This window comes from bacterium, from assembly GCA_023230585.1.
Taxonomy (GTDB): Bacteria; Ratteibacteria; UBA8468; order B48-G9; family JAFGKM01; genus JALNXB01.
Genome location: JALNXB010000082.1, coordinates 1 through 6486 on the forward strand (window position 1 = coordinate 1; position 6486 = coordinate 6486).

The 6486-nt window shown below is 35.6% G+C and carries 2 protein-coding genes; both read right to left on the reverse strand.

Annotation, left to right across the window (positions count from 1 at the left end; translation table 11 throughout):
* Nucleotides 1–1048 precede the first annotated feature (1048 nt).
* Nucleotides 1049–3010, reverse strand: coding sequence for a site-specific DNA-methyltransferase (locus M0P98_08855; protein ID MCK9266958.1), 1962 nt, complete (start codon nt 3008–3010; stop codon nt 1049–1051).
* A gap of 6 nt (nt 3011–3016) precedes the next feature.
* Nucleotides 3017–5932, reverse strand: a complete 2916-nt coding sequence (locus M0P98_08860; protein MCK9266959.1) for a DEAD/DEAH box helicase family protein — start codon at nt 5930–5932, stop codon at nt 3017–3019.
* Nucleotides 5933–6486: the final 554 nt, after the last annotated feature.

Sequence of the window (6486 nt, forward strand, 5' to 3'; positions counted from 1 at the left end):
ATAATCCTAAATTTAGGATTAAACGACCGAGATATACGCGCGAGCCGACTCGAAACAGAAAAGAGAGGCTATCGAAAAGGCATTTGAAAATCTCACTCCTTCTGGTGTTATTGGAGAATGGGTTGATAATAATGACTTGATCTCATGGCTCAAAGGACTTGGTAGGTAAGAGATGAATATTATGTAAAGTCCAAATGTGAAGTATACCTGTAATATGCCAATAATCAATATGCTTTGCACTGGACTTTACATAATTAATTTGTTGTCATAACCTTTTTTATGGAAAGCTTTCCATAAAAAAGGAGACTCTATGAGAAGAAAAAAACGATAATTTTGTCTTTGCCTTTTTTGATGAATCAAAAAAGGATGACCTTCGGAGTGCCCTCCGGGAGAACGGAGGGGGTCAACATCCCGGATAGGGGGTCAACATCACCGGAATATGCAATTAATGAGACTTCTCTTTTTATCCCTAATGTTTGATAATAGGTTTTGAAGGTATGCAAAAAGCACAAATAGGGAATCAGGCTGTAAGAGTTTCTGTAAATATCATCGACTAATTCCGACATAAACCAAAACTCTAACAGATGTTTGGGGATATCTGAATTTTGTGCATCGATATTTTTTGAGATAAAATCAATGCTTTCCTAGTAAAGTAAATTTTCTGCCATATAACTCTTAACTTTAATTTGAGTTCCACGACAAAAAAAGAAGACGTGGAGACTACTAACTTATCCGTTTCGAGGCTCTGGCAAGCCATTGTCCAAATAAGCAGTAGCTCCACGTCTATACGACATGGAGCATCCTCGCTTATTACCCATGGACATTTGAAATTGCCAGATTTCGAAACAGGGTAATACCGTGAATACTATTCCAATATGTTTTGCGGATATTTCCGCTTTTATTTCTTTACTGCAAAGATAATACCGTTTAGGGAGTTTTCTGTTTTATTTATTTAGGAAAACCCCAAAAATATCATTTTTCAAATTGCAGTTCAATCTCTTTCTTTTCTATAAGCTGTTTAAGGCAGTTAGCCTGCCCTCCATGAAACTTAAAACACAATCTTTACATCTTCCTTGTAATGCTGTAACGTGCCGTTTAGGCTCGCTGTCCAGCCATCAATAAAGACTTTTCCATTTTTGATAGCATCGGCATAATCTTCTTTACTGATTTTCTCGCTATTGGTGATATAGTAGTGTTTGCCGATTTTGTAAATACAATCTTTTACAACTTCTTCCGGCACTTGGGTAGGTTCATCTAAACCAACCGTAAAAATCATATTGTATATACGACTGAGAACATCATCGCTCAATTCCGGGAAAATGATTTGTCCATCTTCCACCTCTAATTTAGGGGCTTTTATACTATCAAAAACCTTGAAACCAATATCCGGAATTTCTTTTTTATCCTCTTCAAACATGCCTGCTTCATTGTTTTCTTCTTCTATTTCTGCTGCAATTTTTTCACTTGCTCGCCTTAACCTCTCTATCGTTATGCTGGAAATGACTGGCTCTAAACCATTGTCCTCACAGAATTGATAAGCGGGTTTGTTTTCATCTATGAGTTCATCTAGTTGACAAAGAATAAATTTTCTTTTACCCCCATCTTTGTTTAGCTCCATGACTGCCTCACCTGTGGTTCCACTCCCGGCAAAGAAATCTAAACATATCGAGTCGATATCAGAGCCAATATTTAATATCTTTTTCAATAGATATGTAGGCTTGGGGAAGTCGAAAGCATCCCCCATATCAAGCTTTCTTAGCTCTGTTGAACCTTGCTCTGTAATCACCCCTGTTTCATCCCAAATTCCATCTTCTTCTTCATCTCCACTAGATAGCTCTAACTCTTCAAACCATATAGTTTTTGCCTTAAAAGTGTCTTTCCTATATTTTTCATATATACCATATTCTCCTGTGGTTTTAATTCGGGCTACTATGTTACTATTTAATGTTGTCTCACCAATATTGTTTTCTAATTTCTTGGTGCCCCAACGCCAACAACTTTCTTCTTGTTCGCTATTTAAAGGGACAACTTGCACATTGAAATCTCCTGACATTTCTAAGGAGATGGGAGAATACCCATTTCTATCTATTTCTTTTGTGTTTACATAAATAGGGTAATACAAATTTGGGCGATTAAATCGACCAAACTTAGGATTCCTGTTCCTTAACTCCCTTTCTGTAAAATCACCAATATCATCAGTTTTCACACCTCCTGAAAGCTCTTTTTCCAGTTCATTTAGAATAGTTTTCTCTGATTTTACATATACTAGAAGATATTCATGTGTCTTGGCTATTTGCTTGTAAGTTTGACCTCTCTTGTTTGATTGAATTATAATTTGAGATATAAAGTTTTCTTCTCCAAAAACATCATCACAAAGTAGCTTTAAATTTGCTTGCTCATTGTCATCAATACTAATAAATATAGCACCATCTTGGCTCAACAGATCCCTTGCTAATAATAAACGAGGGTACATGAAAGCTAACCAACCATTATGACTTCTTTTGGTTCTAAAACTAAAATCCATGCGAGCAAAGTCATCTTCACTCAGATTTACTAAGCCTAAAACTTCCGCTTCTTCCTTATTGAATCTGTCAGGATAGATAAACTCATCATTGGTGGTATTGTAAGGTGGGTCTATGTATATACATTTTATCTTGCCGGTATAGTGGTTTTTTAGGATTTTCAGACTGTCCAGGTTATCCCCTTTTAGCACCAGATTTTGGGTGGTATCTATATTTTTGCTCATTTTGGTATTTAGCCGAAGTTCCATTTCGGTTTTCTGTGCATATTTACCACGTGCAAAATTTCTACCAACAAAATTAAGTCCATATCCGTTCACTTTTTCATCAATGGGCAGTCCGGCTATGGCTTTAAGTTCATTCAGGTCAATTTCATTGTCCTTGATTACGCTTGGGTAGTTTTCTTTCAGAAAAGCTAACAGTTTGTTCTCTGTTTTCTCGCTGTTAAAGACCTTGAAACCCTCTTGTATAAATCTTTCTTTACTTTCCATCGTCAATTATAAATTGTTTATCAATGCTGCCAATTGTGTTCTATTGATACGTTCTTTAAATGAAACTTTTATTTTCTCGTTTTTGTAATTCTCATTCAGAGCTTCAAAGTATTTTTTAGCAAACTCTGTTTTTCCCTTTTCGCTTGTAGGGATTTTTGTAGAAGAATCATATCCTTTGGCTTCCACTACAAGAATCACTTTATTTCCATCAGTACTTTTTATTGCGTAGCAAAAATCAGGGTTATAGTCGCCCAATGGAGTTTTAATTTTAAGTCGTGGCAGTTTCCCGAAAATCTCTATACTATCCATATCGGGGTCTTGCTCTACAATTTCCAGTTCAAAATCACTATCATACTCAATCACCTCTTCAAATACCCATTTGGGCTTTAATGAAAAGCCACCCTCAATATCTTTTTGAAATTTACCTGTGCTTCCAATGTCCAGGTATGTTTTGCCATTCTCAGACTTAAACACATTGGGCATCACTTTACCGCTCATTCCATCGTAATGAATATTGGCTTTGAGCATAGCTACTAAATTTCTATTTATAATTTCGGCTATCTCTCTTTGTGCCTGCTCAGGGTTATTACAAAGCATCTTGTTTTTAAAATCATCACTTAGTGCATTGAAAACCTTTACCACAAAAGAGAGTGGTGTTTTAGTCTTGTTTGAGAGCGACTGCACCAACCCCAAATAATCAACTTTGCTTCTATGTGATACGGTATCAATTAGCTTTTCTGTGATTGCACCCTGTTCACCAATCCTCTCTACATTTAATTCTGCCCTTATTGTTTGTAGAAGTATCTCATCAATGTTTACTTCTTCTATTTGCGTTCTAATGTTCTGAATCAGCTGTTTCTCCTGCTCTTCGATCAGGGTATCCAATACATAAAAAGCATTTTTATTGATGGTGTTCCAAAGCTTTTGAAACTCTTTTAAGTGTGCCGACTTAATAAATACTTTCTTTTTATCCTTTTTGTTTTCAGCCCTCTGTACATAAGTTTTAGCATCAAAGGCAAACAAGCTTTCTATTATTTTTTTCTGTTCTTCGGGCAGATCCTGTCCTTTAAGGATTTTGGCAAAATCGGGTGATTTGTCAAACACATCAATTCCATCAACGATTGCCTTAAATACAATCATTTCTTCACGTTCTAACAATCGGTATAGATTGCGAACAGTAAGGTCATCAAAACCACCTTTTTCTTTTAAAAGCTTTTTGAGTTCCTGTTCGGTAAATATTTCGGCAATAAGGAATGAGTTACTTAATATTTCATTCTGAATTGCTTCTACAAAGCCCTGTTCTTTCCCGGAGACAACTACATCCAAATTATTTATCTTCCAAAACTCCTCTTGGTTATCGTCCAGGTGGTTTAGTGTATTACGTTGCAAATCCTGATTTACACAAATTCGCAAACCACGGCCAATTTGTTGTAGTTTAGAAATTTCGCTTCCCTGGTTAGAAAGCTTACAAATGGTGAAAACATTGGGGTTATCCCATCCCTCCTGCAAAGCCCAAATAGAGAAAATAAAGCGAGTAGGGCTTTCAAATGAGAGTAATTTCTTCTTATCTTGCAGTATCTCATTGACACCTGCTCTAATTTTCTCATCTTTGTTTCCTTTGTCGCCCGAGAAGTAGCCTTTATGCACCTGCAATTCGTTGTTATTGTCATAATCGTTTTGCAGATACTTGTAATATTCGCTCGTTTTATCAAGCTTGTTCAACAGCTCTCGGTACTGTATCTGATATTCTTCTTCAAAGAAAGTCTTAATCTTAGGGTTTTCTCCACGAAATAAGCTTGTGTCACTCTCCATAAAAAACAGAGTAAGTGCTTTAATTCCCTGCTCAAACAAAGCTTTCTCTTTTTTCAGATGTATTCTTATCGTCTCCTTTATCATTGCTCGGAGAGCTTCATCTGTTAAAGAGTATTCAACCCTAACAATGCTGTCATCTGCCAAAACAACTGTCTCTTTGTTTACTCTCTTGATGCTTTTACCATTAAAAACAGAACCAACTCCTAATTTCCGTGGTAGAACAACTCCATTTGTCAATGTATGAACAATAGCCACATTTTTAGAGCCATCTTTCTCAATACCAATAAGTGTATCTTCACTCTCTACAACGTCTTGCGTATATACTACAATCTTTTTAACTAAGCTTTGTCTGAATGAAGAAATACTGTCTAAGACATAGGCTACATTGGATAAGGGCAGGCTCTTTTTCTTCTTTGGAAATGTAGCCCCAAAGCGCAAATAATAATTCTCAAACCCTTTGAAATATTTCTTGAACGCATCTCCTTCAAATCGGTGTGGCTCATCCATAATTACAATTGGATTCAGCCTTTTCAACGCATCTAAGTAGCTTTTTATTGGCTCTTCTGATGTTGTAAAGAGGTCGGGTGAGTTAAGTTCATTTTCTAATGGTCTGTTAAGGATATTGTCTTTGTGGCTGAATGAGCTGGGTGTCATTATTAAAACCGACAAATGCGATGTGCCAATAAATTGTCTTATTGCTGAAATATTTCCACCCTCATAGGTAAAAGCTTCAATTTCTTTTTCCCTTTCGTTTGCATAATAGCTCTTGAAATAATCTTTGGTGTCCTCTAAGTTGGTTTTAGTACCCTCACGAATAGGAACAGAGGGTATAAGAATAATAAACTTCTTATATCCAAAGTTTTTGTTCAGTTCAAAGATCGTTTTGATAAACGTGAAAGTTTTACCTGTTCCCGTTTCCATCATAACATCAATGTTCCTTGTATCTTTAACCAGAAAATTATAGTTATTCTTATCGTGATGCTCCGTGAACACCTCGTTAAAACTTACGTTTTGACGAAGACTTTCAAAAATTGTAGTAATATTGTTTACACAATCCTCTTGAAAGTCCTGTATCTCATATTGAAACTGCTTTGTTTGGGTTTCTGACATTGTGTTTTATTCCGATTTTTATAAAGTCCAAAGTTAATACTTTGTGAGTGAATATGCTCTATCCTATTTCATTAAGATTGCTTCTTGATACAAGGAAATATCCATTGAAAGTCTTAAAAACATAAAAAAGCACTTTTGAAAATGCCTGTCAATAGATATCATGAAAGGAAAATCTAAGTTAGCTCCGCAAACCTGGCTCCTCCAGACTTGCAGCATAAATATTTCTATTTTAGATAGTTCATTTGCAATTTTTGGATACTTGCAGCTAACAATAGTATCTTTCTCCTCGTCTATACCCCAATATTCTGAAAAATTTGCACACAATGAGGTCTCAAAGGTATAATACCATAAGTTTTTTAAAGCATTTATTTTCGTATATTGATTGTAAGTTATAGATATGGATGATTTAAGATATGAGATAAATTTCATATATGAGTCCGCTCCGAAAAGCCCGTTTTTTCAAAATGCTGAAAAATGAAGGGTGGACGGAGAAAACCGGTTCTTTTTATGGGTGAATATATTATTTACAATAATATACATATTAATACATAAAT